At 72.4% G+C, this 25,111-nt stretch carries 26 protein-coding genes; 23 read left to right on the top strand and 3 right to left on the bottom strand.

Going from position 1 to position 25,111, the window contains the following annotated elements; all coding sequences use genetic code 11:
- The first annotated feature begins 17 nt into the window (after nt 1-17).
- Genes MUY22_RS08415 through MUY22_RS08360 form a run of 12 tightly spaced genes read left to right on the top strand, consistent with a single transcriptional unit; the run spans nt 18 to nt 8,106 of the window.
- Nucleotides 18-1,223 (top strand): ketosynthase chain-length factor, encoded by a 1,206-nt coding sequence (locus MUY22_RS08415; protein ID WP_247058701.1) that lies wholly within the window; start codon nt 18-20, stop codon nt 1,221-1,223.
- A gap of 21 nt (nt 1,224-1,244) precedes the next feature.
- Nucleotides 1,245-1,505, top strand: coding sequence for an acyl carrier protein (locus tag MUY22_RS08410; protein WP_247058700.1), 261 nt, complete (start codon nt 1,245-1,247; stop codon nt 1,503-1,505).
- 1 nt (nt 1,506) lies between these two features.
- Entirely contained in the window at nt 1,507-1,965 is a 459-nt protein-coding gene (locus MUY22_RS08405; RefSeq protein ID WP_247058699.1) for an SRPBCC family protein, read from the top strand.
- Between the two features lie 24 nt (nt 1,966-1,989).
- Nucleotides 1,990-2,451, top strand: a complete 462-nt coding sequence (locus tag MUY22_RS08400) for a DUF1772 domain-containing protein (RefSeq protein ID WP_247058698.1) — start codon at nt 1,990-1,992, stop codon at nt 2,449-2,451.
- Between the two features lie 37 nt (nt 2,452-2,488).
- Nucleotides 2,489-3,241 (top strand): SDR family NAD(P)-dependent oxidoreductase, encoded by a 753-nt coding sequence (locus MUY22_RS08395; RefSeq protein ID WP_247058697.1) that lies wholly within the window; start codon nt 2,489-2,491, stop codon nt 3,239-3,241.
- Nucleotides 3,241-3,588, top strand: a complete 348-nt coding sequence (locus MUY22_RS08390; RefSeq protein WP_247058696.1) for an antibiotic biosynthesis monooxygenase — start codon at nt 3,241-3,243, stop codon at nt 3,586-3,588. The genes MUY22_RS08395 and MUY22_RS08390 overlap by 1 nt, the downstream gene beginning before the upstream one ends.
- Nucleotides 3,585-3,908 (top strand): antibiotic biosynthesis monooxygenase, encoded by a 324-nt coding sequence (locus MUY22_RS08385; protein WP_247058695.1) that lies wholly within the window; start codon nt 3,585-3,587, stop codon nt 3,906-3,908. The genes MUY22_RS08390 and MUY22_RS08385 overlap by 4 nt, the downstream gene beginning before the upstream one ends.
- Nucleotides 3,905-4,072, top strand: coding sequence for a hypothetical protein (locus MUY22_RS08380; protein ID WP_247058694.1), 168 nt, complete (start codon nt 3,905-3,907; stop codon nt 4,070-4,072). Before MUY22_RS08385 ends, MUY22_RS08380 begins: the two co-directional genes overlap by 4 nt.
- Nucleotides 4,069-5,769, top strand: coding sequence for an acetyl-CoA carboxylase carboxyl transferase subunit alpha (accA, locus tag MUY22_RS08375; RefSeq protein WP_247058693.1), 1,701 nt, complete (start codon nt 4,069-4,071; stop codon nt 5,767-5,769). The genes MUY22_RS08380 and accA overlap by 4 nt, the downstream gene beginning before the upstream one ends.
- Before the next feature lie 3 nt (nt 5,770-5,772).
- On the top strand, nt 5,773-6,285 hold the full coding sequence (locus tag MUY22_RS08370) for a biotin/lipoyl-containing protein (RefSeq protein WP_247058692.1): 513 nt from the start codon (nt 5,773-5,775) through the stop codon (nt 6,283-6,285).
- Between the two features lie 5 nt (nt 6,286-6,290).
- Nucleotides 6,291-7,655 carry an acetyl/propionyl/methylcrotonyl-CoA carboxylase subunit alpha gene (locus MUY22_RS08365; RefSeq protein WP_247058691.1) on the top strand — a complete coding sequence of 455 codons (1,365 nt, stop codon included), beginning with the start codon at nt 6,291-6,293 and terminating at the stop codon, nt 7,653-7,655.
- Nucleotides 7,656-7,662: 7 nt separating this feature from the next.
- Nucleotides 7,663-8,106 carry a MarR family winged helix-turn-helix transcriptional regulator gene (locus tag MUY22_RS08360; RefSeq protein ID WP_247058690.1) on the top strand — a complete coding sequence of 148 codons (444 nt, stop codon included), beginning with the start codon at nt 7,663-7,665 and terminating at the stop codon, nt 8,104-8,106.
- A gap of 5 nt (nt 8,107-8,111) precedes the next feature.
- Here the strand turns inward: MUY22_RS08360 and MUY22_RS08355 are convergent, their stop codons facing one another.
- Nucleotides 8,112-8,279 (bottom strand): hypothetical protein, encoded by a 168-nt coding sequence (locus MUY22_RS08355; RefSeq protein ID WP_247058689.1) that lies wholly within the window; start codon nt 8,277-8,279, stop codon nt 8,112-8,114.
- A 383-nt stretch (nt 8,280-8,662) separates the two neighbouring features.
- Here MUY22_RS08355 and MUY22_RS08350 point away from each other — a divergent pair, with 383 nt between their 5' ends.
- Both MUY22_RS08350 and MUY22_RS08345 read left to right on the top strand, forming a co-directional pair.
- Nucleotides 8,663-9,142 carry a hypothetical protein gene (locus MUY22_RS08350; protein ID WP_247058688.1) on the top strand — a complete coding sequence of 160 codons (480 nt, stop codon included), beginning with the start codon at nt 8,663-8,665 and terminating at the stop codon, nt 9,140-9,142.
- 35 nt (nt 9,143-9,177) lie between these two features.
- Nucleotides 9,178-10,026 carry an ion transporter gene (locus tag MUY22_RS08345; protein WP_247058687.1) on the top strand — a complete coding sequence of 283 codons (849 nt, stop codon included), beginning with the start codon at nt 9,178-9,180 and terminating at the stop codon, nt 10,024-10,026.
- A 61-nt stretch (nt 10,027-10,087) separates the two neighbouring features.
- On the opposite strand, the gene MUY22_RS08340 is transcribed toward MUY22_RS08345, so the two are convergent.
- Nucleotides 10,088-12,427 carry a chitobiase/beta-hexosaminidase C-terminal domain-containing protein gene (locus MUY22_RS08340; protein ID WP_247058686.1) on the bottom strand — a complete coding sequence of 780 codons (2,340 nt, stop codon included), beginning with the start codon at nt 12,425-12,427 and terminating at the stop codon, nt 10,088-10,090.
- A gap of 435 nt (nt 12,428-12,862) precedes the next feature.
- Between MUY22_RS08340 and MUY22_RS08335 the strand changes: the two genes are divergently transcribed.
- Nucleotides 12,863-13,501 (top strand): hypothetical protein, encoded by a 639-nt coding sequence (locus MUY22_RS08335; protein WP_247058685.1) that lies wholly within the window; start codon nt 12,863-12,865, stop codon nt 13,499-13,501.
- Nucleotides 13,502-13,566: 65 nt separating this feature from the next.
- Entirely contained in the window at nt 13,567-14,439 is an 873-nt protein-coding gene (locus MUY22_RS08330; RefSeq protein WP_247058684.1) for a sigma-70 family RNA polymerase sigma factor, read from the top strand.
- Between the two features lie 181 nt (nt 14,440-14,620).
- Here the strand turns inward: MUY22_RS08330 and MUY22_RS08325 are convergent, their stop codons facing one another.
- On the bottom strand, nt 14,621-17,821 hold the full coding sequence (locus MUY22_RS08325) for a SpvB/TcaC N-terminal domain-containing protein (protein ID WP_247058683.1): 3,201 nt from the start codon (nt 17,819-17,821) through the stop codon (nt 14,621-14,623).
- Nucleotides 17,822-18,034: 213 nt separating this feature from the next.
- Here MUY22_RS08325 and MUY22_RS08320 point away from each other — a divergent pair, with 213 nt between their 5' ends.
- The 7 genes from MUY22_RS08320 to MUY22_RS08290 all read left to right on the top strand — a co-directional run bounded on the left by MUY22_RS08320 (nt 18,035) and on the right by MUY22_RS08290 (nt 25,105).
- The gene (locus MUY22_RS08320) at nt 18,035-19,669 is read left to right on the top strand and encodes a S8 family serine peptidase (protein WP_247058682.1); all 1,635 of its coding nucleotides are present in this window, start codon (nt 18,035-18,037) and stop codon (nt 19,667-19,669) included.
- Complete coding sequence (locus MUY22_RS08315) at nt 19,666-20,241, top strand: RNA polymerase sigma factor (RefSeq protein WP_371827594.1); 576 nt, start codon at nt 19,666-19,668, stop codon at nt 20,239-20,241. Before MUY22_RS08320 ends, MUY22_RS08315 begins: the two co-directional genes overlap by 4 nt.
- The gene (locus MUY22_RS08310) at nt 20,238-20,723 is read left to right on the top strand and encodes a hypothetical protein (RefSeq protein ID WP_247058680.1); all 486 of its coding nucleotides are present in this window, start codon (nt 20,238-20,240) and stop codon (nt 20,721-20,723) included. The genes MUY22_RS08315 and MUY22_RS08310 overlap by 4 nt, the downstream gene beginning before the upstream one ends.
- Nucleotides 20,724-20,976: 253 nt before the next feature.
- Entirely contained in the window at nt 20,977-21,333 is a 357-nt protein-coding gene (locus tag MUY22_RS08305; protein ID WP_247058679.1) for a DddA-like double-stranded DNA deaminase toxin, read from the top strand.
- A complete protein-coding gene (locus tag MUY22_RS08300) occupies nt 21,321-21,743 on the top strand; it encodes an Imm1 family immunity protein (RefSeq protein WP_247058678.1) in 423 nt (140 codons plus the stop codon). The genes MUY22_RS08305 and MUY22_RS08300 overlap by 13 nt, the downstream gene beginning before the upstream one ends.
- Before the next feature lie 174 nt (nt 21,744-21,917).
- On the top strand, nt 21,918-24,473 hold the full coding sequence (locus MUY22_RS08295; protein WP_247058677.1) for a CHAT domain-containing tetratricopeptide repeat protein: 2,556 nt from the start codon (nt 21,918-21,920) through the stop codon (nt 24,471-24,473).
- Nucleotides 24,474-24,610: 137 nt separating this feature from the next.
- Nucleotides 24,611-25,105, top strand: coding sequence for a DUF4232 domain-containing protein (locus MUY22_RS08290; RefSeq protein ID WP_247058676.1), 495 nt, complete (start codon nt 24,611-24,613; stop codon nt 25,103-25,105).
- The last annotated feature ends 6 nt before the right edge of the window (nt 25,106-25,111 follow it).

Below are 25,111 nucleotides of genomic sequence, written 5' to 3'. Positions count from 1 at the left end.
TCGCGTGGAGGGCATCGATGAGCACGGTCGTCACCGGGATCGGCGTGGTCGCGCCGACCGGGATCGGCGCCACGGCGCACTGGGAGGCGGTTCTCGCGGGCAAGTCGGGCATCGCCCGGATCGACCGCTTCGACGCCTCCGGCTACCCGGTCCGGCACGCCGGCCAGGTGCCCGGGTTCTCCGCGCGGGAGCGGATCCCCGGCCGGCTGATCCCGCAGACCGACCACTGGACGCACCTCGGCCTCGCCGCCGCGGCCGACGCGCTGGCCGACGCCGCGCTCGACCCGGCGGGCGTGCCCGAGTTCGAGATGGCCGTCGTCACCTCGAGCAGCTCCGGCGGCACCGAGTTCGGGCAGCACGAGATGGAGCGGCTGTACCAGAACGGGCCGTCGTGGGTCGGCGCGTACCAGTCCATCGCCTGGTTCTACGCCGCGACCACCGGCCAGATCTCGATCCGGCACGGCATGCGCGGCCCGTGCGGCGTGCTGGCCTGCGAACAGGCAGGCGGGCTCGACGTTCTCGGCCAGGCGCGCCGGCTGATTCGCGGCGGCTCGCGGGTCGTCGTCAGCGGCGGCACCGACGCGTCGCTGTGCCCGTACGGCCTCGTGGCCCAGCTGTCCGCCGGTGGCTTGTCCACAGTGGACGACCCGGCCCGCGCGTACCTCCCCTTCGACGTCGAGGCGTCCGGGCACTTGCCCGGTGAAGGCGGCGCGATCCTGATCGCGGAGAGCGCCGACAGCGCCCGCGAACGAGGCGTCGAGGCGTACGGCGTCATCGCCGGGTACGCGGCCGGGTTCGACCCGCCGCCCGGCTCCGACCGGCCGCCGGTGCTCCGGCGCACCATCGCGCGGGCCCTCGCCGACGCCGGCGTCGCACCGTCCGAAGTGGACGTCGTGTTCGCCGACGCGTCCGGCGTGCCGGCCGCCGACCTGATCGAGGCTCGAGCCCTCGTCGAGACGTTCGGACCAGGGTCGGTACCGGTCACCGCGCCGAAGACGCTGACCGGCCGGCTCTACGGCGGCGGCGCCGCGCTCGACGTCGCGACCGCGCTGCTCGCGATGCGGGCCGGGATCGTCCCGCACACCGTCGGCCCGGAGCGGCTCGCCCCGGGCTGCGACCTCGACCTGGTGACCCGGCCGCGTGACGCCGACCTGCGCACCGCGCTCGTCCTGGCCCGCGGTCACGGCGGCTTCACCGCCGCCCTCGTCTTGCGCCGCCCGTAGCACCGAAGAACGGAGAAACCCATGAGCGAGTTCACCCTGCTGGAGCTCAAGGAGATCATGACGACCAGCGCCGGCGTCGACGAGGGCGTCGAGCTGGACGGCGACATCGCCGGCGTCGAGTTCGCGGACCTCGGTTACGACTCCCTGGCCATGCTGGAGCTGCGCAGCCAGGTCGAGCGCCGCTACGGCGTCAGCCTGCCGGACGACGCCGTCTCGGAGACGACCACGCCCGGCGACGCCGTCGCGTTCGTCAACGACCTGCTCTCGAAGGCGGCCGTCTGAGATGGCCGGGCACACCGACAACGAGATCGTCATCGACGCGCCGCTCGAGCTCGTCTGGACGATGACCAACGACATCCCGGCGTGGACGACGTTGTTCAGCGAGTACTCCGAGGCGACCGTGCTGTCCGAAAAGGACGGTACGATCCGCTTCCGGCTGGCGCTGCACCCGGACGAGAACGGCAAGGTCTGGGGCTGGGTGTCCGCGCGGACGCCGGACGAGGCGACGCACACCGTGCGCTCGCAGCGGGTCGAGACCGGCCCGTTCAAGTACATGTGGATCTACTGGGAGTACTTCGCGGTCCCCGAAGGCACTCGGATGCGCTGGGTGCAGGACTTCGAGATGCGGCCGCAGGCGCCGGTCGGTGACCAGGCGATGCAGGACCGGCTCAACACCAACACCCCGGTCCAGATGCGGCTGATCAAGGACAAGGTCGAGGCCGCCGCGCGCGCCGCGGTCTGAAGCGAGCAGCGAAGGAGGTGCGCGGTGCTGCAAGTGCTCGTCCCGCTCGTGATCCTGGCCAACGGCCTCGCCGCGGGGGTCCTGATGGGAACCCAGCTCGGGGGCTGGCCGCTGCTGCAGAGCCTGCCGGCGGACCGGTACGTGCACGCGCACGCCTTCTTCGCCACACGCTACGACCCGTTCATGCCGGTCTGTCTGATCGTGACCGTGCTCGGCGACGTCACGCTCGCGCTGGTCGCGGACGCGGCCGGCACCCGGCCGCTGTTCCTGGCCGCGACCGTGCTCGCGCTGGCCACGATCACCATCTCGCTGCTCAAGAACGTCCCGGTCAACAAGTGGGTGCGGGCCCTCGACCCGGACGACCTGCCCGCCGACTTCGCCGGTCGCGACCCGCGGCCGGCGTGGGGCCGGTGGAACCGGACGCGCACCGCGCTGTCGGTGCTCGCCCTGCTCGCCAACTGCCTCGCGCTCGGCCTGTCGCTGTGAGCCGCGACGCCCACGTCACCAGAACACGGAGGACCTGATGAATCTCGGTTTGGCAGGCAAGAAGGCACTCGTGACCGGCGGGACGCGCGGGGTCGGCCGCGGCGTCGTGCTCGCGCTGGCACGCCAGGGCGTCGACGTCGTCACGTGCTACCGGCAGGAGGGCGAAGCCGCCCTTTCGCTGGAGCGCGAGCTGAAGGAGATCGGTGGCAGCCACCACGTCGTGCGCGCCGACCTGGCCGACCCGGCGCAGATCACCGAGCTGCTCGGTGAGTGCCGGACGCGGTTCGGGCAGCTCGACGTCATCGTCAACAACGCCGCGATCATCAACCACGTGCCGTACGAGAAGCTGTCGCTCGAGGACTGGCAGCGGACGCTCGACACCAACGTCACCGCCGTGCACCTGATCATCCAGGGCGCGCTTCCCTTGCTGCACGAGGGAAGTTCGGTGATGAGCATGAGCTCGAAGTCGATCGAGGTCGGCATCCCGCTGCGGGCGCACTACACCACCACCAAAGCGGCGTTGCACGGACTCCACAGGTCGGTTGCCCGTGAACTGGGTTCACGAGGCATCCGCTTCAACATCCTGTCACTCGGCATGATCCACACCGAGGCCATCGACGCGATGCCGGAAGAGCAGCGCGCGCAGATGATCCAGCGCTACAGCGACAAGACGGCGCTCGGCCGGCTCGGCACGCCCGACGAGGTCGCCGGCGCGGTGTCCTGGCTCAGCAGTGACCACGCGCGGTACGTCACCGGCTCGGTCGTCTCGGTCGACGGCGGGATCGCCTGATGGCCGCCGCCTTCCGCGTCATGCTGCGGATGGAGATCAAGCCCGGCCTGGGCGGCGAGTTCGAGCGCGTCTGGACGGAGATCGGCGAATCGGTGACGTCGCACCCGGCGAACCTCGGGCAGTGGCTGTCGCGGTCGGACGAGGACGGCGTCTACTACATCGTCAGCGACTGGGTCGACGAGCCGCGCTTCCGCGAGTTCGAGACCAGCGACCGGCACCTGGAGCACCGGCAGAAGCTGCACCCGTTCCGCTCGGGCGGCTCGATGACGACGATGCACGTCGTCGCCCACCTGGCGGGAAGTGCCGAAGCCGGTCGAGCGCACGCGGACTGGGCGGTGGCCCGGTGACCGACGGCGGCGTGCGCGTCCTGCTCTACCACGTGACCGACGACGCCGCCGGCATCGAAGCGGCTTACCACGAGGCCGGCGACCGGCTGGCGGGCACGCCCGGCCTGCTCGGCAACGAGCTGCTGCGCTCGGTCCACGCCGAAAACGGCTTCGTGGTGGTCAGCTCCTGGGCCGACCTGGCCGCGTTCGACGCCTGGGAGCAGGGCGCCGGGCACAAGGACCAGACGGCGCCGCTGCGGCCCTACCGCGATCTGTCGCTGGCGCGGCCGTTCGCCGTCTACCGGGTCGCCGCGACCCGCTCGGGACCGGACGCGCCGTGAACCCCGAGTTCACGGCGGAACCGCGGTGGCGGACGGCCGGGCGGGCCGTGCTCGGCGTGCTGATCGAGTGCGGCGGCGCGCTGGCCGGGCAGCCGCCGTTCAGCCCGGCCCCCGACCACGACGAAAACAACTCCGAGACGCAAGAGGGAGACGGTGCGTCATGACGACTTCGGTGACGAACCGCCCGCCGGACACGGCCGGGCCGGTGGAGGAGGAGTGGCTGTCCTGTCCGGACTGCCGCTCGCTGCTCTACCGCAAGCGCCTCGAGCGCGGCGCCAAGGTCTGCTACGAGTGCGGCCGGTACTTCCGGCTGACCGCGGCCGAACGGCTCGACCTGCTGCTCGACCCCGGGTCGGCCGAGCTGGTCGAGCCCGCCGCGACCGTGCACGACCCGCTGGAGTTCACCGACCTGCAGCCCTACGAGCGCCGGCTGGCCAAGGCGCGGGAGAACAGCGGCACGTCGGACGCGGTGCTCGTCGCCCGCGGGGCCATCCGCGGCGCGCCCGTGGTGGTCGCGGTGATGGACTTCGGGTTCCTGGGCGGCAGCCTCGGCACGGCCGCGGGCGAGGCGATCACGACGGCCGCCGAGACGGCGCTCGCCGACCGCGTCCCGCTGCTGGTCGTCACCGCCTCCGGCGGCGCCCGGATGCAGGAAGGCGTGCTGTCGCTGGTGCAGATGGCCAAGACCAGCAACGCGATGGCCGCGCTGGACGAGGCCGGGCTGCTGACCGTCACGCTCGTCACCGACCCGACGTTCGGCGGGGTCGCCGCGTCGTTCGCGACGCTCGCCGACGTGATCGTCGCGGAACCGGGCGCCCGCATGGGGTTCGCCGGCCCGCGCGTCATCGAGCAGACGATCCGGCAGCGGCTGCCGGAAGGCTTCCAGTCCTCGGAGTTCCTGCTGGAGCACGGGCTCGTCGACGACGTCCGCGCCCGCGCCGAGCTGCCGTTCGTGCTGGCGGCGCTGTTCACCGCGACCCGGCCGGTCGACCCGGACTGGGGCGAGAGCGACACCGACCCGGTGATCCGGGACGTCGTCGCGCTGGAGCGCCGCGACATCCGCCAGACCGTCGAGCTCGCCCGGCACCCCGAGCGGCCGACCACCCTCGACCACGCCGTCTCCTGGCTCGACGGGTTCGTCGAGCTGCACGGCGACCGCGCGGGCGAGGACTGCCCGGCCATCGTCGGCGGCCTCGCCGCCATCGACGGGCTGCCGGTGATGCTGATCGGCCACCAGAAGGGCCACGCGACCGACGAACTGGTGCGCCGCAACTTCGGCATGCCCTCGCCCGCGGGCTACCGCAAGGCCGCGCGGCTGATGCGGCTGGCGGGCAAGCTCGGCGTGCCGGTGGTGACCCTGATCGACACCCCGGGCGCGCACCCCGGCCTCGACGCCGAACGCGCCGGGCAGGCCGGCGCGATCGCGGAGTGCCTGCGGGTGCTCGGCGGGCTGCGGGTGCCGGTGGTCAGCGTCGTCACCGGTGAGGGCGGCAGCGGTGGCGCGCTCGCGCTGGCCGTCGGCGATCAGGTGCTGCTGTGCGAGAACGCGACCTACTCGGTGATCAGCCCCGAAGGCTGCGCCGCGATCCTGTGGCGCGACCCGGCGGCGGCGGGCGTCGCCGCGGAGGCGTTGCGGGTGGACGCGAGGTCGTTGCTGGACCTGGGTGTCATCGACGGGGTGGTGCCCGAGCCACCCGGTGGGGCGCACCGCGACCCGGCGCGCGCGGGACTGCTCGTGCGCGACGCCGTCGTGTGCGCGTTGCGCGAGCTGCGCGGCCGGGACGGCGCCGGCCTGGCCGCGGCCCGGCGGGCCAAGTTCCGCCGGTTCGGGACCCTTGAAGCGGCGCGGGAACGGAGCTGAGTGATGACCAGGACCTATCCCGAAATCACGACCGACGAGGACTCGGTGCTGCCGGCCTCGACGTTCGGCGGGCTCGACGCGGAGGACGCCATGGCGATCCTCGGACGCAGCCTCGCCGACGCCGTCCGCGCGGCCCCTGAGCCGCCGAGCCGGGCCGTGGTGCGGTTCGGCTGCGCCAGCATCGAGGTCGAGTGGCCGGTGGGGGTGCGCGTCACCGACGGCGTCGCCGTCGTGGCGCGGCCCGAGGTGACCGACCCGGCCGAGGACCTGGTGGCGGTGGCGGCCCCGGTGGTCGGCACCTTCTACCGGTGCCCCGAGCCGGGCGCGCGGCCGTTCGTCGAGGTCGGCGACGAGATCGAGGTCGGCACGCAGGTGGGCATCGTCGAGGCGATGAAGCTGATGAACCCGATCCTCGCCGAGGAGGCCGGCGTCGTCGCGGAGATCGTCGCGGGTGACGCCGAGTCCGTCGAGTACGGCCAGCCGCTGCTGCTGCTCCGGCCGCGAGCCGAAGGGTGACGCGTGTGACTGCCCAGACGTCGCAGACCGAGCCGCCGTTCCGCAAGATCCTCGTCGCCAACCGCGGCGAGATCGCGCTGCGCGTCGTGCGAACCTGCCGTGAGATGGGAATCCGCACGGTCGTCGTGCACTCGACGGCCGACCGCGACTCGGCCGCCGTCCGGCTGGCCGACGAGGCGGTGCAGATCGGGCCCGGGGCGCCGCGCAAGAGCTACCTGTACCCGGCGATGATCATCGAGGCCGCGCTGCGCACCGGCGCGGAGGCGATCCACCCCGGGTACGGGTTCCTGTCGGAGGACCCGGACTTCGCCGAGATCTGCGACAAGAACGGCATCGTGTTCATCGGCCCGCACCCGGACGTCATGGCGCGTCTCGGCGACAAAGCGACCGCACGCGAGCTGATGGCCGCGGCCGGGCTGCCGGTGGTCCCCGGGTCGGCCGAGGCCATCGGTTCGCCGGCCGAGCTGGTCGAGACGACCAAGCGCGTCGGCCTGCCGGTGATCATCAAGGCGTCCGCGGGCGGCGGTGGCCGCGGCATGGCGGTGGTCCGCGAGTGGGACGAGCTGCTCCCGACGTTCCGCACGACGCGGGCGACGGCGCGCGGCGTGTTCGGCGACGACCGCGTCTACCTCGAGCGGTACTGGGAGAACGCGCGGCACATCGAGGTCCAGGTGCTGGCCGACAACCACGGCACGGTGCTGCACCTGGGCGAACGCGACTGCTCGGTGCAGCGGCGGCACCAGAAGCTGATCGAGGAGAGCCCGGCGCCGCTGCTCCCGCCGGCCTTGCGCGAGCGGCTGACGGAAGCGGCCGTCCGCGGCGCGGCGGCGGTCGGCTACACCGGCGCCGGGACGTTCGAGTTCCTGGTGGACGGCGACGAAGCCGCGTTCATCGAGGTGAACTGCCGGATCCAGGTGGAGCACCCGGTGACGGAGGCGGTCACCGGGATCGACCTGGTCCGCGAGCAGATCCGCGTCGCGGCGGGCCTGCCGCTGTCGGTGACGCAGGACGAGGTGCGCCCCAACGGCGTCGCGATCGAGTGCCGGGTGAACGCCGAGGACCCGCGGCGCGACTTCGCGCCGTGCCCGGGCCTGCTGACGGAGTTCGTCCCGCCGGGCGGCCAGTTCGTCCGGGTGGACACGCACGCGTACGCGGGCTGGCACGTCCCGCCGTACTACGACTCGTTGCTGGCCAAGGTGATCGTCTGGGCCCCGGACCGCGACCAGGCGATCGCCCGGATGCGGCGCGCGCTCGCCGAGTTCCGCATCGCGGGCCCGGGCATCAGCACGACGAGCGACCTGCTGCAGGAGGTCTTGGCCGACCCGGTGTTCCGGGCCGGGCAGCACAGCACAGCGTTGCTCCGGAAGTGAGGCGGCGATGCGCACGACGGCACCGGACCCGGGCCGCATCGCGGACCTGGGCGGCCGCCTGGGAACGGCGCTGCGCGAGCGTTTCGACGCGGTGACCCGCGACCTGGGCTTGACGTTCCGGGAGTACCAGTGCCTGGAAACGCTCCGCGGCGCCGACGGCCCGGTGACCGCGGGGCGCATCGCCCTGGAGACGCACCTCTCGACGGGCGCGGTGACGGGAATGCTGGACCGCCTCGAACGAGCGGGCCACCTCCACCGTCGGAAGGATCGTCTGGACCGCCGTCGCATCCTGGTGGAATGCACGCCCGCGGGCGCGGCCAGGGTGGCGACGGCGAGGGCGGCGCTGTCCCGCTTGCCGGAGGCGGTGGTGTCGAACTGCACGGTGACGGAACTGCTGGCGGTGGAGCGCTGCTTGACCCTCTGGCTGGCGGCCCTGCCGGACGAGCCCTAGTGCGGTCACTGCTCGACCGGCACGGACGCGGTGGCCGAGCTGCTCGCCGGGCTCGGGTGCGGTGTGGTGGCCGGCGCGGCGGGCCCCGCGAGGGACAGCCCGGCCACGAGGGCGAGGGCGACCAGCAGCACGGCGGCCCGTACCAGCGACGCGAAAGAACAGACGACCATCATGGCAGACTCCTCGAATTTCCCGGACCAGCCGGATTTCGACGATTTCGACGTGAGTGCGAAATCGGGTGACTACAGTGATGGTGCGCGTGCGACGTCCGCGGCGACAAGGTGTTTCCCGTTGCCCGGCAAAGACTTCCGAGGTGGACGGCCACAGGGTCCGGGTGGCCGTCCTGGCTCGAAGACTCAGTGCGTCGTCATGGCGACTTCCTCACGACTGGATCGAAGTTTCCTGTCGGTTGATCGGTACCGGCTCCGGTTTCGCTACCCGATGGCGCGGATTCGTCGGCAAGTGTCCGGTTTTGACGGGTTTCCCTCGCAGGGCCCGGCCGGGTTCAACCCTGAGAGGGAGTTGTCGCGCCGGCCGCGCGTCGAAGATCGGACGCATGACAACAACGCCTCCTCGCTGGGCCGTGGTCGCCGCGCATCTGGTGCTTTTGGTGACGCTGCCGTCCGGGTTGTGGCGGATCGCCTTGGTGGCCGGGGTGCCGCTCGGGCTTCGGGTCGGGGACGCCGACGTCGGCGGGGACGCGGTCTACATCGTCGGGCTCAGTGTGGTTTCCGAGGCGCTCGCGCTGCTGACCCTCGGGCTCGTGCGGCCGTGGGGTGAGCGGGTGCCGCGGTGGGTGCCGCTGCTGGGTGGGCGTCGCGTGGCGTCGTGGGCCGCGACCGGGCCGGCGGCGGCCGGGGCCGTCGCGCTCGCGGTGATCTGGGGCTTCGCTTTCCGGGACTTCCCGGACTTCGGGCTCGTCGCGTTCTCCCACCCGGCAGGGCACGTCCTGCTCGTGGCGTGTTACCTACCGGTACTGCTGTGGGCGCCGCTGCTGGCCGCGGTGACGTGGAGCTACCACCGGCGGCGCTGCTGACCGGCTCGGGAGCGCCGTCCGTGCCATCATCGGGCATGGCCACCCTTCGCGAAGCCCGCGAGCCGGAGCTCAACAGCGGGATTCTGCCCGGGAACGTGCGCGCCGACGACTGGATCATGCTCATCCTGGCCGCCGGTTCGGTCGGGTTGCTGGGGTTCACGCTCCTCAGCCCGCCCGCGCGCGACGTCGGCCTGGTGATCTTCTACATCGACTGCGGGATCTGCGCGATCTTCCTCGGCGAGTTCCTGTGGCGGTGGCGCAAACGCAAGTGGGCCAAGAAGTTCCTCGTGCGCAACTGGTACGAGCTGTTCGCCATGATTCCCGTCGCGCACCCGTTCATCGCCGGGCACAGGTTCATCGGCGTCGTGCTGCTGCTGATCCGGATCGGACGGGCCGCGGACCGGGCCGTCGGGGAGCAGTTCACTTATCGGCTTGTCGACAAACTGTCCGAGCCGATCGTCAAGGCCATCAAGAAGCCGGTGACCATCGCCGTGCTCGACGAGGTCGTCAAGGTCCTCGAAACGGGCAACTACCCCGAGAACCTCGCGAAGTCGCTCGGCGCCAACAAGGACGAGCTGCGCACGATCATCGCCGAGAAGATCGCCGCCGACCCGCAGCTGGGCAAGCTCAAGCGGCTGCCGTTCCACGACGAGATCGTCCGCACGGTCGTCGACACGTCCTTCCGCGTGCTGCTGGAGGTCCTGCTCGACCCGCGGATCGACGACTTCTTCTCCACGGTCGTCCGCGACAACCGCGAGCAGATCCGCCAGGCCGTCCAGCTGGGCCTCAACGACCTGGACGCCGAAGACGGCGAGCACTCACTCCCGACACGCACCCAGCGCGAAGCGGCCCACGAGTACGACACGCTCCACCCCAAGCGCTGACGACGAAGGCCGCCCCACCGGGGTCGGGTCCGGTGAGGCGGCCTTCATTGCGTTACCCGGTTTACGGGTAGCTCACCACGTTGACCGGCACCGTGCCCGTGGGCGTGACACCGCCCGTGTCGTTGATGACGTGCGTGATCGTGCCGCGGTAGTTGAGCGACACCGTCAGCAGGCTGTGGAACTTCACGCCGCTGTTGTTCGGCACCTCGAACGCGTGGTAGCTGGACACCGCCGGGTTCGTGTCGAAGAAGCAGTAACTCCCGAGACCCCAGGCCTCATGGGACGTCACCCCCGCCGCGACCTTGTACGCGGCGTACCCCGCCACACCCGATGGCGCGTTCCACGACGCCTGGTTCGGCACGTCGTAGGGCATCTCGTTCTGGAAGAAGATCGTCTTCCCGCCCTGGCCGTTCCAGATCACCTGGTACTTCTGGTAGTGCTCGACGAACAGGCCGGTCGCCAGCACGTTCGCGCCGTTCACCACCAAGCCCGTCTCGGCCGTGTTCGTGTTCCAGCCGTACGTGCCCGCGTTGCCGTGGTCGGCGCGCCACGCCCAGATGTGGTCGATGATCGTGTTGGCGCTGTTGACGATCAGGCTGTTCGTCGCCTTGCCGGCGACCGCGCCGCCGATCCGGAAGAACACGTCCTGGACCGTCGTCGGGTTCGCCGCGTGGGACGCCGTCGAGCCGGACTGGCCGACCGTGAGCAGCGCCTGCGAGTTCGTCGTGCCGGCGTCGAACAGCAGGCCCTTGAGCCGCACGCCGTCCACATCGGACACCTGCATCGCGTTGACGCCGTTGTCCGGCACCAGCGTCGGGTAGCCGATGCCGAGGATCGTCGTGCCGGCCTTCGTCACGTTGAGCGTCTGGTTGAGGTGGTAGACGCCCGGCGTGAAGAACAGGTTGCAGCCCGCCGCGAGCGCGTTGTTGATCGACGAGGCCGTGTCGCCGGCCTTGACGACGTAGAACTGGCTCATCGGTGCCGACGTGCCCGGGGTGCTGCCGTTCGCCCAGCTCGGGCCGGACGCGTTGGTGCGCAGCGAAGGCAGGAACACGCGGTACTTGCCGGTGCCGTCGACGTACAGGTAAGGCACGTCGCGGGAGACCGGGGTGGTCGCCAGCGTCGTCTCCGGCGGGTTCGGGAACGTCGTCGCCGGCGCGCCGCTGGTGCCGGAGAAGACCATGTTCCAGACGCCGCCGTTCCAGCTGCCGAGCTGCGAGTCGCGGGTGTACCACTGCTGCTGCGAGATCGACGCGGCCTGGCCGGCCACCTTCGTGTCGGCGATGTAGCCGCCGCTCGCGTAGCCGTAGCTCGCCGGGTACAGCTGCAGCCCGCCGCGGACGTCCATCCGGCGGAACGGCGCGGCCTGCGCGACGGCCCAGCGCTCCTGGCCACCGGAGGGGTTGACCGCCATGTTCTCGGCCGAGCGCCAGAAGTTCTGCAGCGCGACGCCGTTGTCGGAGGCGTTGAACGCGTCCACGGTGACGTCGCCGTTGATCAGGACGTCGCCGGGGTTCTGGCCGAGGCCGGCCACCGAGGTGTAGAAGCCCACGTTGTCGTGCACGTTGTTGTACGTGCCGGGCTTGAACAGGTGGGCGACGCGCCGGTCCGCGAACTGCGCGGTGAGCGTGTCCTTCTGGTTGTTGAAGTCGGTGTCCAGCTGCGCCTGGATCGTCGCCGCGGACATGCTCGGGTCGAAGATGCGCACGTTGGACCCGAAGTTCGGGGTGTCCGACTGCGTCGGGCAGCCCGCCTGAGTGCCGATCGTGTAGGTCGCGCTCGACACCGCCGACGTCGTCGAACCGGACTTGAGCGCGATCGCGTTGACCGTCCGCGAGCCCGGGACGCTGATCGGCGCCGTGTACTGCGGCGACGACGCGGTGGGCGTCGAACCGTCCACTGTGTACCGGATGGTCGCGCCGGAGGTGGCACTGCTGATCGTCACCGTCTGGGCCGCCGAGTACGTCCCGCCGGGCGGGCTGAACGTCGGCGCCGCGACGGTCGTCGTGCCGCCGCCACCCACGGTGTAGGTGAAGTGCGGGGTGTCGTACTGCGGCCCGCTCTTCTCGTAGGTGAACCAGTAGTCGAGCGTGTTTCCGCTGCTCAGACCGTTGACGGTGGAGCGCCACGTGCCGGAGGAGTTGGTCATCCGGACGTTCTGCTGCCCGGCGCCCGGCACGCCGGTGTAGTGGACGTCCACGTACACCGCGGGGGTCGTCGGGGTGAAGTTGAGCTGCAGCTGCGTCGAGCTGAGCTGGGTGACGCTCTGCGTGTAGTCGTCCGCGGCCAGTGCGGCCGGGGCGTTCAACCCGGCGCCGAGCAACAGGGTCGACGCCGTGAGGGCGAGCGTCGCGACGGCGCCACGCCGGCGTCGTCGAATCTTTTCAAAGGTCCGGGCCACGCCGTGACACCTCCGCCGTTGGGGATCCACGAGCATTTGTTGCGAGTCACAACAAAGTAGCTCCCGCTCAGCGGTGCTTCGATCACGAATCGATAACAGTTGTCTGGACCAATCATCCGGGTGGGTGAGGCGTTCTGTGATCGATGACCCGATTTGCCCGGTGGTGGGCGAATGACTGAACCGAGAAACCTCTGCGGCCGGGTGACTCCGAAGGTGTTACATGTGACGGTCTCGTGTCACGCCGTGGTCCCTGCCGGGGAGTAGCGGTCGGCGACGCGTACAGCGGCACGGGCGGCTTCTGGCGCACAAAACAGTCCGCTGTGGACGGTCCGACCGCTTCGTCCACAGCGGACTCTTCGCGGCCGATCCTCCACGGACGGGTGACGTTCGTGCCGCGCGTTTTCGCGGATCCCGGGGCGGGGTGAGGATGACTGCATGCTGGACACCGACGTGCTGTCGACGACACGGCCGCGGGCGCTGGGCATCGACACGCCGCTCGGCGCGGTGCGGTTCGCCGTGCGTGTCGGCGGGTGGGACGTGCCGGCGCGGCCGGAGCTGACCTGGGGCCTGGACTCCGGTGCGTGGCTGTGCCGGTGGCGGCACCGGTCCGTGCGGCTCGACGTGCTGTCCGGGCCGAGCGTGCCGCACCTGCCCGACGGCTACCCCGCCGTCACCCGGCAGACCACCATCTTCCGTGTGCTGGCGCGGGAACCGCTGAGCGAGTTCGCCGTCCAGGCCGAGCTGATCGGCGTGGCAGACGTGAGTCCCGCCGATGCCGGCTTCACGGCCGAGGGCGCCGACGCCGTGGTCACCGTCGGCGGTCCCGGCGTCGAGGTGCTGCGCGGGTGCGCGCGGGCGGGCCGGCACGTGCCGCCGTACTGGGCCGGGTCGCTCACCGACGACACCGTCGAGCGGGAAGGGGCGCGGCTCACCTGGCAGCTCCCGGCCGTCGATCGCGGTGACTACGCCGACCTGTGGGTGTCGGCCGCGTGGAGCGCGCCGAGCGAGCACCCCGGCACGTGCCGCGCGGTGGACGTCGATCCGGCGCGGGTGCTGCGGGACCTCACGCACTGAGCTGTCACATCTCGCGCACGGGATCCGTCAAGGTGGTGGGGGCACCTGAGCGAAGGACGAGAACCGTGAACGACGCCGACTGGCTGGCGCACCGCTTCGAGACGCACCGCGAGCACCTGCGGGCCGTCGCCTACCGAATGCTGGGCTCGTTGAGCGAGGCCGACGACGCCGTGCAGGAGTCGTGGCTGCGGCTCAGCCGCAGTGACACGTCCGACGTCCAGAACCTGGCGGGCTGGCTCACCACCGTCGTCGGGCGCGTCTGCCTCGACATGCTGCGCTCGCGCAAGGCCCGGCGCGAGGAGTTCGTGCCGGACCCGATCATCACCCGCGAGGACGACGGTCCCGAGGAGTCGGTGCTGCTGGCCGATTCCGTCGGCCTCGCGCTGCTGGTCGTGCTCGACACGCTCACCCCGGGCGAGCGGCTGGCGTTCGTGCTGCGTGACATGTTCGCGATGCCGTTCGAACAGATCGCGCCGATCGTCGGCCGTTCCGAGGCCGCGACCCGCCAGCTCGCGAGCCGCGCGCGCCGGCGGGTGCAGGGCGCGCCGGTCGCGCCGGACCCGGACGTCGCCCGGCAGCGCGCGGTCGTCGACGCGTTCCTCGCCGCCGCTCGCGGTGGCGACTTCGAAGCGCTCGTCTCGGTGCTCGCCCCGGACGTCGTCCTGCGCGCGGACCGCGGCGCGGAGCGGGGTGGCTCGATCGAGGTCACCGGCGCGGCGGCGGTCGCCGGCCAGGCCCTGACGTTCTCCCGCCTCGGCGCGGGCGGCGGCACGGTCCGGCGCGCCCTGGTCAACGGCGCGGCCGGCGTGGTGGCGACCCGCGAAGGCCGGCCGTTCTCGGTGCTCGGCTTCACGGTCGCGGGTGGCCGTATCGTGGCGATCGACATCCTCGCCGACCCGGCCCGGCTCGACCGGCTGGACCTGGCGGTGCTCGACTGAGCGCGCACGCTGTGGAGTTGATCCACTACGTGGTGCTACCATAGGGTGTATCGGCGCAAGGGGAGGGGTCGACGTGGGGAAGCACGAGAAAAAAGACAGTGGTGACGCGAACACCACCACGGGCACCGAGAACTCCGGCGGTGACCGGCAAGGGGGCAAGCACCGCAAGTGACCGCGGCGGTCACCAAGCGAGGTCGACCACCGCGCCCTTCTCGTCCGTGACCAGCGCGACCCGGTCCCGGTCGTCGAAGTGCAGGTACCGCCGGGCCCCGTCGGCGTGCCGCCGGACCGCCCCGGCGACCACGACCACCAGCTCGCCGTCCTCGATGGCGTAGAGCTCGTCCGGGGTCAGCGTCTCGTGGATGTCGGTGCCGTGGGTCACCAGCGTGCGGACCTGCCGGCCGGCGTGGTCGTAGCCGTACAGCTCGTTGACGCCGTCGTCGCCGTGCACCCCGCGCAGCCGGCCGAACGCGTCGCGGATCTCGATGCCGGCGGGCTGGTCCAGGCCTTCGAGCGGCGCCGGCGGCGCGATCTCGCGCAGCAGGCCGCCCGGGCCGCGGACCACGTGCAGCCCGCTGCCGAAGTGCTCGCTGACGCCGTTCGCGTAGTGCACCGCGGTGCGCCGGCCGCGCACGTCGTACTGCACGGTGTCGACGAAGCCCGGCACGCTCACCAGCCTGCTCACGTCGTCGTACTGGTACCGCACGGTCAGCCGGCCGTCCCCGGCGTCGGGGTAGGTCACCTGCGACAGCCGCCCGTCGGCGCGGCGGACGATGTCGAGCCGGTACTCGATGGCCACGTGCGCCGGGCGCCACCGCTTCGTGACGGCGTGTCCGTGCGCGTCGTAACCGAGCAGCGTGACGCCCGATTCGTCGGTGACGCGCACGAGCCGCCCGCAGCTGTGCGGGCCCGCTTCGAGCGGCACCGGGAGCCCGCCGTCGTGGTAGGTGAACGTCGTGACCGGCGGCCCGGCCGGGTCGTCGACCCGCACCGCGGCCACCCGGCCCGCCACGTCGTGGACGCGGTGGACCGTGCGCCCGCCGGTGGTCCGCGCCTGGACCGAGTTCCCGGCCGCGTCCCGCACGTGGACGACGCCGCCGGTGTCGCGCAGCACCCGCCCGAGCAGGTCGCGGACCGGTTCGGCGGCTTCGGGAGCCGACGACGCGGGCTCGAACGTCCGGACCGAACCGTCCGGGGCCGTCACCCGCACCGGACGGGCCAGCGCGTCGTAGCGGTACTCGGTCGCCGGCGCGCGCCGGCCGCCGATCCGGAACGCCCGCGACGTCCGGCACACCAGGCCCCGCGCGCAGTACTCGTGGTGCTCGTCGACGACGTCGCCGAGGAGCTCGGCGTGCCGCCGCTGCAGCAACCGCCCGGCGCCGTCGCGCACCTCCGCCGTCACGAGCACCTCCGCCTCGCCGGACACCGCGCGCTGCTCGGTGGTGACCCGCACCGGCCCGTGGTGGTGGTCGTAGCGGTGGCGCAGCGTCGGCAGGTCCGCCGAGTCGCCCGGCCGCACGACGGTTTCCGGGCGCCCCAGGGGATCGTGCGTCACGGTGGTCACCGCGCCCGCCGGGTCGATCACCTCGCAGACCCGCGCCGTCCGGACGTCGTAGCGCGTCGCCGTGACGTTCCCGACCGGGTCTGTGGCCACCTCGGGGAAGCAGCGGTCCGCCGAGTACCGCACCTCGTGGCTGTCGCCGCGCGGTCCGGTGGTCGTCGTGCGCAGCCCGGTGACGTTGCCGACCCGCCGGTGGAACGTCGTGGTCCACCAGCCCGCCTCGCCGGCGCGGCGGTGGTAGCCGTGCCGGCCGAGGTCCGGCGGGATCGGGCCGTAGACGTCGGCGACGAGCGCGTCGGGGAGCACCAGCTCCTCCCGCGCGGTGAGCAGCCCCTGCGAGCCGGCGCTCCCGTCAGGACACTCGTCGTAGCGGAACAGCTTGTCCGACAACACCTTCCCGGTGCCGTCCAGCTCGCGGACCCGGGCGGGCAGCGCGGCGAAGCGGTGGTCGGGATCGGTCGCGTACGTCGTGCGCGTCTCGCGCACCGCGGGCTCCTGGCCGGGCCGTTCGGTCGTCTCCACCACCCGGACCGGGTTCCCGGCGGCGTCCAGGTCCGACTCCGTCGTGGTGACCGAGACCGGTTTCTCCTGGCGCTCGAACACCGTCGTCACCGATTTCGTCCACTGTGGACGTCCACTGTGCTCGATCCGGCGGTACGGCCGGACGGCGTCCGGCGAGTCGTCGAGGCCGTAGGTCTCCTCCTGCCGCAGGAGCCCGTCGTCGCCGAACCAGCGCACGGTCCGCAGGGTCGGCGCGTGCTCGTCGCCGAGGTCGTCCTGGACCACCCGGCCGAAGCCCGTGAAGGCGTCGCCGGACCGCCGTTCGTGGTACTCGAACTCGGTCGCGCCCGCGTGCCCGGTCGCCGACTCGCGGTGCGTGACGCGCCAGACCACCGGGACCGCCTCGACCGTCGTGTACTCGATCGCGGTGCGCAGGCCGATGCCGTTGTCGATCTCGCTCAGCCGCCCGGCACCCGCGAGGTCGCCGGGTTCGAGGGCGTACCACGGCAGCGGTTCGTCCTCGGCGTCGAGGAGCAGCACGCCGGAGCCGCTGCTCGCGCGGGCCCGGGCCGGGATCGGGACCCGTGGCGTGGCCGGGGGTTCCGCACGGGCGTAGGCGAGCCGCAGCAGCGGCGCGGCCGCTTCGGCGCCGCGCGCGTCGAAGCCGGTCAGCGCGACGGACGTCAGCACGGAAGCGCCGTCGTCGACGTCGTAACCGAGGGTCCAGCGGCGCACGAGCGGGCGCGCGGCGGCCGGCACCCGCAGCTCGATCCGGGAGCAGCGCAACGCCGTCGTCACGCGGTCGGCGTGCAGGACGTCCGGCCGCGGCTCGTACGCGAAGTCCACTTCGTACGGTCCGTAGGAGATGCGCGCGAGGTACGCCTGCCCGCTGTGGTGCGCCCAGCCGAAGGCCGTGGTGTTGCCCAGGGCGTCTTCGGTCCGTTCGAGGTGCCAGGCGTGGGTGCCGGACCGGCCGCCGTCGGAGGTGCCGAGGAAGTGCCGGGTGCCCGACCGCGCGGTGAGCACGAAACCTTCGCCGCGGCGGGCGAGCCGGCCGCTGGTCCGGGTCCGCGCGCGGCCGTCGTCCAGCCGGACGTTCGGCAGCGGCACGGCGAACCCCGCGCCGAACGGGCCGTTCGGCGCGCCGGTGACGTACCGCAAGGCCAGCGTCGGCGCGATGCCGCCCGGGCCGGCCGGCAGGTCGAGCGGGACGGCGAAACTCCCGCCCCCGGTCGCGGGTTCCGGTGTGAAGGCGCGGCCCAGCCCGCGGACCCGTGCGGGCTGGGCCGCGTCCTGGACGCTCGACCGGAGCAGAGCCATGGCGATCTCCCCGAATGCCGGGCGGCGCGGGTGCGCCACCGGTGACTTCCGAGGTCCAAGTGGGTGAGCCGGCGGCGCCAGATACGTCGTCACCCGTTTGCCGTCGTAGTTACGCATTCGTGACGTCCGTGCCGTATCCCGGGTGCGGCTGCCCGGTCTTTCCCGAGTAACCACACGTGATCAATGGCGGGGGCGAACGAGAGGGTGGACCCGATGGTGGTCAGGTTCGTGAGGGACGAGGGCTCCAGGGCGCCGAAGGAGGATCCCGGCACGCTCAACGAGCTCCCGGCACCGCCGAGGCAGCTGCTCGACCGGCACGGCGCGCGGGTGCTCGACCCGGCGACGTCGACGGCGGTGCCGGGCCGGCCGGTGCCGCGCACGACCGTCTACCGGCCGGGGGTGTTCCTCATGCCGAACCGGTACCTGCACGACCAGGGGACCCTCGACGCGGTCAACGGCGTGCTCGCCCGCATCGGCATCTACGCCGAGCCCGCCGACCGCGGCGACACCAAGGCGAGCGCCCGGGCCCGGCAGCTCGAAGACCTGCCCGTGCGGGCGCTGCTCCACGTGCGCGAGGACTCCGACCCGGTCGTCGTCGACTGCTGGAAGGCCGTGCAGCTGCTGCGGGGCGCGTCGGCGGGCGAGAACCCGGAGATCGACCCCGAGATCGTCGCGAAGATTTCCGTGGAGCACCTGGTGTTCTCGACGCCGGTGTTCGGCGGCGTGCCCTGGGAGACCAGCGGCCTCGGCGGAACCCCGTGGGAGACCAGCGGGTTCGGCGCCGGCAGCTCGTACGGCCGGACGCGCGGCGCCAACCGGATCCCGGTGACGCTGTCGGCGGCCCCGCCCCACCGCAGCGCCGAGCCCGCGCACCGGCGTCCGGTCGTCGCGGTGCTCGACACCGGCATCGGCCCGCACCCGTGGTTCGGGCTGGCCGACCGCAGCGGCCCGCCGCCCGCCGGCAGCGGGCTGCGCGTCGCGCCGGACATCCAGGCGGCGATCCTGCAGGCGGAGACCGACTCCGGCGTCACCGTGCCGACCCAGCTGCTCAGCGACTACTGGGACGCGCCGACGACCGGCCAGCCGCTGATCGGCGACGTCGACACCGACACCGGTCACGGCCTGTTCATCGCCGGCATCATCCGGCAGGCCTGCCCCGAAGCCGACACCCTCGCGATCCGCGTCGTGCACAGCGACGGCGTCGCGTACGAAGGCGACGTCCTGCTCGCCCTGCACCTGCTGGCCGACCGGGTGCGGAGCGCGCAGGCGGACAACCGGCCCGAGGACATGGTCGACATCGTCTCGCTGTCGCTGGGCTACTACGAGGAGAACCCGGTCGACGTCGCCTACACCGGCCAGTTCGCCGCGGCGATCACCGAGCTGACCGACCTCGGCGTGCTCGTCGTCGCCGCGGCGGGCAACGACGCCACCACCCGCCGCTTCTACCCGGCGGCCTTCGCCGAACAGCCGCCCGGCCCGAACGGCGGCCCGCCGGTGATCAGCGTCGGCGCGCTCAACCCCGACCGCACCGCCAGCAAGGCGCTGTTCTCCAACGAGGGCCCGTGGGTCCGCTGCTGGGCGACCGGCGCGGGCGTCGTCAGCACCTACCCGGACGACGTCCGCGGCACCGCGTCGGCCGACCACGAAGTGCCGGACCAGGGCCGCAACTCGTTCGACCCGGACGACTACAGCGCCGGCTTCGCGGTGTGGGACGGCACGTCGTTCGCCGCGCCGCTCGCCGCCGCGGAGATCGGCAAGGCACTGCTCAAGACCGCGGGCGCCGACCTCGCGACGGTCGAGCGCGACACCGTCGTCAAGCGGGCTTGGACCGCGCTGGGCGCACTGTGACCGTGGCCAAGACGGACCACGAACGGGTCGCCACCCTGTTCGGCGCCGCGCGCGATGGGGACCGCGCGGCGCTGGACGAACTCGTCGTCCTGCTCACGCCGCTGCTCTGGCAGGTGGCGCGGGACCAGGGCCTGGACGTCGATCAGGCGTCGGACGTCGTGCAGACGTCGTGGCTGCGCCTGCTCGGCTCGTTCGCGGAGATCCGCTCGCCGGTGGCGCTCACCGGCTGGCTGATCACCGTCACGAAGCGGGAAGCCTGGCGTACGGGGGAAAAACGCCGGCTCGAACGGCCGCTGCCGGAACTGCCGGAGCGGCTCGCCGAAGCATCACCGGCACCCGAGGAGGGGGTGCTGCGCGACGACCAGCGCGCGCGGTTGTGGCGCGCGGTCGACCAATTGCCCGAACGCTGCCGCAGCCTGCTGCGGATCGTGGCGTTCGTGCACCGGCCGGACTACGCCGAAGTCGGCGTCCGGCTGGGCATGCCGAGGGGGAGTATCGGCCCGACCAGGGGACGCTGTCTCGCGCGCCTGCGTGAGCAGCTACTCGCCAACGGCGAAGGAGATTGGCTGTGACCACCGTCGAACCAGCAGGCGCGAACGAGCCCTTGGACGAGCTCGACCTCCGGCTGCTGGCCGGGGTGCGCGAGCTGTGGGAAGACGCCGACCCGATGCCCGCCACGCTGGTGGACCAGATCCGGTTCGCGATCCAGCTCGAGGACATCGACCTGGAAGTGATGCGGATCCGGGAGCAGGAAGGACTCGTCGCCGCCCGCAGCGCCGCCGAGCAGGGCAGGCTGATCACGTTCGACAGCGAAAGCCTGACCATCATGGTGAACGTCAGCCCCGAGCAGGCGGGCACGATCCGCCTGGACGGCTGGCTCACCCCACCGGCCGAGCACCCGATCGAGGTCCGCACCAGCGGCGGCCCGCTGACCACGACGTCCGACCCCGAAGGCCGGTTCGCCGTCTGCGGTGTGCCGCACGGAATGGTGCAGGTCCTGGTCCGCACCCTCGGCCGGTCGAGGACGGTGAGCACCCCGGCCATCGAGTTGTGAGCTGGTCCTGTCGGCCATAAGTTCGTCGGTGGGCAGCTCGTTGAGCAGCCATGACGTGCGCGGGAGCAATTGTGGCCGGAGTCGGCGACTTGTCGTCGGCCGTCCGGAAGGCTTTGCGCGAGCTGCCTCCCGGCGGCCTGGAACGAGCTGCTGATCTTGCCGACGAAGCCCGGCAGGGCTGTTGACCGGATATTTGGACAGGCTGGGTGTCAGTGAACCGCCACCGGCGGGCGCGGGCACTGCGGTCGGTCCCGTGCCTTCGACGGCCGCCGGCAAACCCGCGGTGAGTCCCTCGAAGCCGGACGGTCAGCGCCTCACCCGCGAGCAGGCGGAAGCCCTGCAGACCGGTATGCCGCCGCTCGTCACCGGCAACACGGGGGCCGAGACGCACGGCCGCTGGGTGGACGAGCACGGTCGGACGCACGAGATCGTCAGCGGCTTGGACGACGACTCCGCCGAGGCCGTCCGCCTGCTCCGCGAACACGGCATACCTCCGCGTGGTCACATTGCCGCGACGGCCGATGTCGAACAGAAACTGGCCGCGCGAATGGTGCACGCCCCGAACTACCGCAAGACGTTCACCGGAGGAGCGAAACCGTGGTCACGCTAGAGGTCTGGTACAACCAGGAACCGGACAACGACTATGCCGACGGTGACCCGGCAATCCTCGTGAGTTCGGCGGCCGAATTGGATGCCCTCATCGCGCAGGTCCAGGCGGACACCAAAGACGTTCCGGTGCCGTCGATGGTGGAATGCAGCGTTGCCGGAGATCCGAAGCAGGGCGTATTCGACATGGGCATCGGGCAGGACAGAGGCTTTGTCGTGTTCATGACGCCGGAGGCGGTGCAGACGCAAGGCGACGGAGATCCAGCCGAATACGTCACGTACGACTACATGGCGCATGTGCGGGAAATCCCGGCCGGGTGCGAAGTGGCGATGGACGAGGTGCGGCGGGTCGCGCGGCACTTCCTGGAGACCGGGAGCGTCCCTGCGGGGCTGGCTTCCGCCCCGTCCGTTTGAGACCTCGGCGTGGCGCGCGGCCGGGGCAGGATCCGCGCGGGCCGGGGCGCGGCGCGAGGACGGTGAGCACCCCGGCCATCGAGTTGTGACCCGCTCCTCGCGAGCGCTCAAAAACGCGAGCACCGCGAGGTAGGATCCGGCCGGGGGAACGGTTCCCGGCCGGAAGGGCTGCCTGTGCGCACCGAGGTCGCCTCGCCGAAGGTCGAAGACCGGGTGCGCGACCTGCACAAGCGCGCGGTCGCGGCGACCAACGACGGACAGCCGGTGGTCGGCGGGCGGCTGATCCGCGCCGCCGCGCGGTTGCTCGGCCTGCCCGCGACGTCCGCGCCGGAAGACTGGCCCGGGTGGACGGACCTCGCCACGCGCGTCCTCGGCACCTACGCGGCCGTCGAAACGGCGCTCGGCAACAGCACCCGCGGGCTCGCGCTGCTCGACGAGGCCGACGTCCTCGTGTCGGACGCCGGGCGCGGGATCCTGCGCCAGCAACGGGGTCTGGTGCTCATCCTGATCGGCCGGATGGACGAGGCCCTCGACTGTTTCGACGAGGCGATCCCGTTGCTGCGGCAGGCGGGCGAGTTCGTCGTGCTGGCCCGGACCCTGCTCAACCGCGCGATGCTGCACCAGTACGCCGGGCGCGTCCGGCTCGCGCTCGCCGACCTCGACCAGTGCGAGCAGATCGGCGCCGGCCAGTCCGAAGAAGAGGGTCTGGCCAGGATCTTCGCGAAGGCGGCGCACGGCCGCGGCCAGGCGCGCGTGCTGACCGGCGACATCCCCGGCGCCCTGCGCGACTTCGACGCGGCCAGCGGCTTCTACGCCGAGCAGAGCGTCGGGATGCTGCCGGTGCTGGCCGTCGACAAGGCCCGCGCGCTGCTCGCGGCCGGGCTCCCCAACGAAGCCGCGGCCGAACTCGGTGCGGCGCTGGAACAGTTCCCGCGGCTGCGGATGAACCAGGAACACGCCGAGGCCGAGCTGACCCGCGCGCTGGCCGCGCTGGCGAGCGGGGAGGCGTCGACCGCGCGCAGCTGGGCCGGGCGCGCCGAGCGTCGATTTCGTCGAAGGGGCAACGAAACCTGGGCGGCGGTCGCCCAGCTGACCGTGCTGCGCGCGGACTTCGCGGCCGGCCGCCGGATCGCCCGCGTCGCCGCCGACGCGACGTCGCTGGCCGCCCGGCTCACCGCGCTGGGCCTGCGCAACGACGCGGAGATCGCCGCGCTGCTCGGCGCCCGGGCCCGGATCGTGCTGGGCGACCTCGACGGCGCCCGCGCGGGCATCGCCGCGCGCGACCGCCGGACCGCGCCGCTGGAGAACCGCCTCTTCCGGCGGCTGGCGCTGGCCGAGCTCGGCGCGGCGACCGGCAACCGGCGCGTGACGTTCGCGAACGCGCGGGCCGGGCTGACGCAGCTGCAGCGCCACCGCAGCCGGTTCGGCAGCGTCGACCTGAAGACCGGGACGACGTCGCTGGGCAAGGAGCTCGCCGACGCCGGCCTCGCCGCCGCGCTCGCCCAGCGGTCGCCGGGGGTGGTGTTCCGGTGGCTCGACCGGTCGCGCGCCCAGGCGTTCCGGTTCCGGCCGGTGCGCCCGCCCGCGCACCCGCAGACCGTCGACGCCGTCGCCGAGCTGCGGTACCTCTCGATGCAGATCCGCGCCGGCGAGCTGTCCGGGAAGCCGGACGCGCAGGCCGTGAAGCGTTGTGCCGCACTGGAACACGAGATCCGCGCCAAGGGCTGGCAGGCCGAGGGCACCGACGAGGACCACCCGGAAGCGAAGCTGCGCGAGGTCGGCGACGAGCTCGCGGCGAGCGGCACCGCGATGGTGTGCTTCCTCGCCGACCACGGCGCGCTGTGCGCGCAGGTGATCGCGGACCACCGGGTCGCGCTGATCGAGCTGGGCCCGGCAGCGGCGGTCGCGGAGCCGGTCGCGCGGCTGCACAGCGACCTCGACGCCCTGTGCGGCCGCCAGCTGCCGCCGCAGCTGGACCACGTCATCCGCCGGTCGGTGCGCACCCAGGTCACGGCGCTCGACGCGATCCTCCTGAAGCCGCTGGCCGCGCGGCTCGGCGACCTCGACGTCGTCGTCGTGCCGACCGGCGCGCTGTCCGCGATCCCGTGGGGGCTGCTGCCGACGCTGCGCGGCCGCCCGGTGACCGTGACGCCGTCGTCGTCGGCCTGGCTCGACGCCGGCCGCCGCCCGCGGCGCGCGACCGGGGCGCCGCTGCTGGTCGCGGGCTCCGACCTGACCCACGCCGACGCCGAGGTCTCCCGGCTGGCCGCGCTCTACCCGGAGGCCGCGGTGCTGACCGGCCCGGAAGCGACGGTCGCGGCGACGCTCAAGGCGTTCGACGGCTGCCGCCTGGCGCACTTCGCCGCGCACGGCCACCACGAGCAGGAGAACGTGCTGTTCTCCCGGCTCAACCTGGCCGACGGGCCGCTGATGGCCTACGACGTCCAGCAGCTTTCGACGGCCCCGGAGCAGGTGGTGCTGTCTTCGTGCGACGTCGGCCAGACGGTCGTCCGCGCGGGCGACGAGGTACTGGGCTTCACGGCGGCGCTGCTCTACGGCGGCAGCCGGACGGTGGTCTCGAGCGTGGCCCGCGTCGACGACCGGACCGCGGGTGGCGTGATGCTGGCCTACCACCGGGCCCTGGCGTCGGGAACGCCCCCGGCCCGCGCACTGGCGGACGCCGCCCAGGCCGAACCGCTGATGCCGTTCGTGTGCTTCGGCCGCGGCTGAGCGTTCTTTCTTTTCGACGTCTCACCCGGGCCGGGGTTGCTTTCGGGTGATCGACCCCATCGGGACGCATCCTCGGTGATCACTTGGGCATCTTCCTCATGAGTCCGAAAGTTGTTGACGGAACGAGGGAGAGCACCATGAAGCGCACTGTTACCGCGATCGCCGTCGGTGGCCTGGTGGCCGGGGGCCTGTTCCTGGCGGCCGGCGCCGCGAACGCCATGCCGAGCGACACCCCGTGCGGCGCGTCCGACGTGCACGTGACGGTCGCGAAGGACCCGTCGAACGCGGCCGGCCACGAGGCCTACGTCCTGACCTACACCGCGACCTCGCCGACCACGAACTGCAAGCTCCAGGGCGCGCCGACGGCGTTGACCTTCGTCGCCGACGGGCAGCGGCTGCCGATCGCCACCACGGTCGACGGGGCCGAGGCGCTGCCGGTGAACCTGCGTGCCGGCCACCCGGCCGTGTCGCGGATCGTGCAGCGCTCGGCCGCGACGCCGTCGCCGGTCGTGCCGACGACCGTCACGTTCGACCTGCCGACCGGCCCGTACGGCCAGCCGGTGAGCGTCGACTGGCCGGCGGGTGCGCCGGTCAGGGGTGACTCCGTGCAGGTCACGCCCGTCAGCAGCTGAATCTCG

This window comes from Amycolatopsis sp. WQ 127309 (assembly GCF_023023025.1).
In the GTDB taxonomy this organism is placed as follows: domain Bacteria; phylum Actinomycetota; class Actinomycetes; order Mycobacteriales; family Pseudonocardiaceae; genus Amycolatopsis.
The sequence above is the reverse complement of the archived record's forward strand: the minus strand, read 5'-3'. Positions and strand labels throughout refer to the sequence as shown.

Coding starts and splice junctions, on each gene's coding strand:
- MUY22_RS08415 (WP_247058701.1), top strand. CDS start 18: ATGAGCACGGTCGTCACCGGGATCGGCGTGGTCGCGCCGACCGGGATC.
- MUY22_RS08410 (WP_247058700.1), top strand. CDS start 1,245: ATGAGCGAGTTCACCCTGCTGGAGCTCAAGGAGATCATGACGACCAGC.
- MUY22_RS08405 (WP_247058699.1), top strand. CDS start 1,507: ATGGCCGGGCACACCGACAACGAGATCGTCATCGACGCGCCGCTCGAG.
- MUY22_RS08395 (WP_247058697.1), top strand. CDS start 2,489: ATGAATCTCGGTTTGGCAGGCAAGAAGGCACTCGTGACCGGCGGGACG.
- MUY22_RS08390 (WP_247058696.1), top strand. CDS start 3,241: ATGGCCGCCGCCTTCCGCGTCATGCTGCGGATGGAGATCAAGCCCGGC.
- accA (WP_247058693.1), top strand. CDS start 4,069: ATGACGACTTCGGTGACGAACCGCCCGCCGGACACGGCCGGGCCGGTG.
- MUY22_RS08370 (WP_247058692.1), top strand. CDS start 5,773: ATGACCAGGACCTATCCCGAAATCACGACCGACGAGGACTCGGTGCTG.
- MUY22_RS08360 (WP_247058690.1), top strand. CDS start 7,663: ATGCGCACGACGGCACCGGACCCGGGCCGCATCGCGGACCTGGGCGGC.
- MUY22_RS08355 (WP_247058689.1), bottom strand. CDS start 8,279: ATGATGGTCGTCTGTTCTTTCGCGTCGCTGGTACGGGCCGCCGTGCTG.
- MUY22_RS08350 (WP_247058688.1), top strand. CDS start 8,663: ATGACAACAACGCCTCCTCGCTGGGCCGTGGTCGCCGCGCATCTGGTG.
- MUY22_RS08345 (WP_247058687.1), top strand. CDS start 9,178: ATGGCCACCCTTCGCGAAGCCCGCGAGCCGGAGCTCAACAGCGGGATT.
- MUY22_RS08335 (WP_247058685.1), top strand. CDS start 12,863: ATGCTGGACACCGACGTGCTGTCGACGACACGGCCGCGGGCGCTGGGC.
- MUY22_RS08325 (WP_247058683.1), bottom strand. CDS start 17,821: ATGGCTCTGCTCCGGTCGAGCGTCCAGGACGCGGCCCAGCCCGCACGG.
- MUY22_RS08320 (WP_247058682.1), top strand. CDS start 18,035: ATGGTGGTCAGGTTCGTGAGGGACGAGGGCTCCAGGGCGCCGAAGGAG.
- MUY22_RS08290 (WP_247058676.1), top strand. CDS start 24,611: ATGAAGCGCACTGTTACCGCGATCGCCGTCGGTGGCCTGGTGGCCGGG.